The sequence below is a fragment of the Agriterribacter sp. genome (assembly GCF_035444585.1).
In the GTDB taxonomy this organism is placed as follows: domain Bacteria; phylum Bacteroidota; class Bacteroidia; order Chitinophagales; family Chitinophagaceae; genus Agriterribacter.
In genome coordinates this window covers 1-2,909 of record NZ_DAOMOZ010000349.1, presented here as the reverse complement: position 1 = coordinate 2,909, position 2,909 = coordinate 1, and the positions used below count along the sequence as shown (strand labels likewise).

The window sequence follows — 2,909 nt, the reverse complement described above, 5'->3', positions numbered from 1 at the left end:
CCAAACAGCATTCTTCCGTTGGGCAAATAGTGGGAGGCGATATCGAAGTTATCATTGGCAATGCCATCAAGCCGGTCGTAGCGGGTAAAGGTCTTTTTTTCAAGATTCATCCTGCATAAGCCACTTAATAAGCCGATCCATAAATAACCATTCCTGTCTTTCTGTATGCTGGTTGCCGATTCGGAAGGCAAGCCATCCCATGCCGTAATATAGCTGATGGTATGGGTACGGGTATTGTAAATATTCAGCGCTCCCGTAAGGAAGATCATGATGCTGTCGTTATATTCCAGCGCCGATATGGCATCATTGTTCAGGAGTCTTTTTGAGGGTGGACCGGCGGTGGTAATATGGTCAACAATGCTGTCGTTCGCAGGGTTTATTTTATATATTCCTTCGGTTGCCGTGCAGATCCATATAAAACCTTTAGAATCGGCTGTAATGCCCTGGATTTTAATATCGGGAATATGGCTAACCTTATAAAAGCCTTCTTCAAAATTTTTCGTACCGGCGCCGGGTGTCCATTTAAACACGCCGGAGCTTTGCATACCGAGCCATATATTTCCCAGCCGGTCTTCCGCAACCTGCCTGATGGTACGGCCGTTGAATATTTTAGGATGATATTTTTTTATGCTTTGCGCTACCTGGTCGTACAACATTATTACTGAAGGCTGCCCTACCATCCATATCGTTTTTTTATCGCTCAGGGTACACATATCCCATATGGAATATTTACGAAGCGAATCCATCCCTCTAATATGAAAAGGAACAGGGTTAAGGCTGCTGTCGTACTGATACAAACCGTCTCCCCACGTACCGGTTAACAATTTGCCGGTGTTGGTAACAGCAAAAGATAGTAAGGCGCCGCGTCCGTCCTGCCTGCTGTTGCGGTTGATGTGCTTGATGCTGTTAAAGAACTGCATAGAAGGGTTGAATACGTATAACCCGTTATTATCTGTAGCTACCCAAATGTTTTGTTCCCGGTCTTCAAACAGGCATTTTACCCTTTCATAACTAATTCCCTGGTCATTTACATACCCGTTGTAAACCTGCTGAAATTTTTTTTGCAGGGCATCGTATTTCACAAAAATGTTCAGTCCTGCCAGCCATATGGTTCCGTCTTTTTGCTGAAGGATGCAGGATGGCTCAAAATAATTTTTAACCAAAGGAACCAGGTTGTAATCTTTAAAAACGGGTTTTTGTATATGCAGATCATAGCAATAAATGAGCCCCCATTCCCTGGTGTAAGGCCAGCCCAGGAACCACAGGCGTCTTTGGGCGTCTACTCCATAATTGCTTAGCCCTGAAAGATGCCCGAATTGTTCAATAAACGGCTCCTTATCTGCATTGTGTCCCCTGTAGCTAAGTTGCCGCGTAACCTTGTTATATACCGCCATCCCTGAATCCGTTGCTATCCAGTATTTTTTCCCGATAGAATCTTCAACAACGTTGCTCACCTTCCAGTTCCAGTTAACTGGTAAATCAAATGGGTTGTGCACTGCGGCAAATTCATTTTCTTTTCTGTTTAAGGTAAGCACTTCCTTATGGTCTATGGCATAAAAAAGGTTGCCTTCGCTGTCCTCTATTAATCCCCTTATGGCACTGAGATTACGCTGGTCGCTCAGGCGGATCTTTACTTCTTTAAAAAGAAAGCGCCGGGTATCGAACACGCCAACCTTGCCATTATTCAATAAAACCCAAAGCTGCTGCTGCCTGTCTATATGCAACTGGTAAATATAATTGTCAGGCAGCGAACCGGTATCGCCGGGATGATGACGGAAGGTAATAAAACGGGTGCCGTCAAAGCGTTGCAGGCCATTGATAGTACCTATCCACATATAACCCTGTTCATCCTGCACAACGCTTTGGGTATTATAGCTGGCCAATCCGTCTTTTACCGTGTAGTGGGTAAATGCATACAGCCTGCTGTCCTGTGCAGGCAGGCTTTGCAGGAAACATAAAAAGCAAAAGAGAAGCCAGTATACCTTCCGCAAGTATGGGAATTTTAATAGAGGTCAAATGTAAATAATACCCGCTTAAAATTAAAATGTCTTGCGTGTAAATCCTTTAGTGATTATTGGGTATGCTGCCCGTGGTACGATTCCCCAATTCATACCCCGAATAGCACGGTTCATTCATCATGTGCTTGCACCAAAATTCCCGGATAATGATTTCAACAGGGCTTTTCCCGGCCGTTTGAAACACTGTTCGCAGATCAGTAAGCTCAAATTTGATATTGTTCCGGCCTGTACGCTATTTATAGCAGTTCATGCAGCAAGTGGTTTCTGTTTTCCGTATTCCAAATGAAATTTGCATCACAATAAAATAATCTGAAATGGAAAAATTAAAATTTGCTTTAAACGTGTTGCTGATGGTAGTGGGGTTTCCATTATTGTTAGGCGCCAATTTAACTCATGACAATCACCAGCGGGGTGATACTTTAAAACAGACAAAAAAGGTACGCCCGGTAGAAACGGGCAATACCCTAAATGCCGCTACGGATAATGTTTCATTTCTTATGCGTTATCCCGGGCTGCTTATGTGATAACCAGCAATAATAAAAAAAAGAAAAATGAAAAAAAAGTTGTTTAAAAAAGCTAAAAAGCTTCTGCGCGTGTGCAGTGTTTTCTGCCTGCTTACATTTATGTCTTTATTTATTTATGCTTTTACGTTTAGCAAGATCACCGGTGATTTCTTAAAGGAGCTGGGAATTGCTCAAACGGAGGCAGATAAAAAAATATGCAGCAGTATACTGGGCGGGTCTGTTGATGTATACGGTGTTCGCCATATTAAAAACATTGCTGTTGGTAACCGGACCGCCGTGGTAAAGGATCTGCTGGTATATGTAAAGCAGTATGTGATTTCCGGCGGCTTTGTTACCGAATATACAGCTATGAAAGAACGGAATAAGC

General features: G+C 43.0%; 3 protein-coding genes. 2 read left to right on the top strand and 1 reads right to left on the bottom strand.

Going from position 1 to position 2,909, the window contains the following annotated elements; genetic code table 11:
* Nucleotides 1-1,991 (bottom strand): ligand-binding sensor domain-containing protein (locus PLH26_RS21310; protein ID WP_324588033.1); only part of this gene is annotated, 1,991 nt, incomplete at its 3' end.
* A gap of 341 nt (nt 1,992-2,332) precedes the next feature.
* Here PLH26_RS21310 and PLH26_RS21305 point away from each other — a divergent pair.
* Together PLH26_RS21305 and PLH26_RS21300 are read left to right on the top strand one after the other, a co-directional pair.
* Complete coding sequence (locus PLH26_RS21305; RefSeq protein WP_324588032.1) at nt 2,333-2,542, top strand: hypothetical protein; 210 nt, start codon at nt 2,333-2,335, stop codon at nt 2,540-2,542.
* Nucleotides 2,543-2,569: 27 nt separating this feature from the next.
* On the top strand, nt 2,570-2,909 hold a 340-nt coding region (locus PLH26_RS21300), incomplete at its 3' end, for a hypothetical protein (protein ID WP_324588031.1).

Coding starts and splice junctions, on each gene's coding strand:
- PLH26_RS21305 (WP_324588032.1), top strand. CDS start 2,333: ATGGAAAAATTAAAATTTGCTTTAAACGTGTTGCTGATGGTAGTGGGG.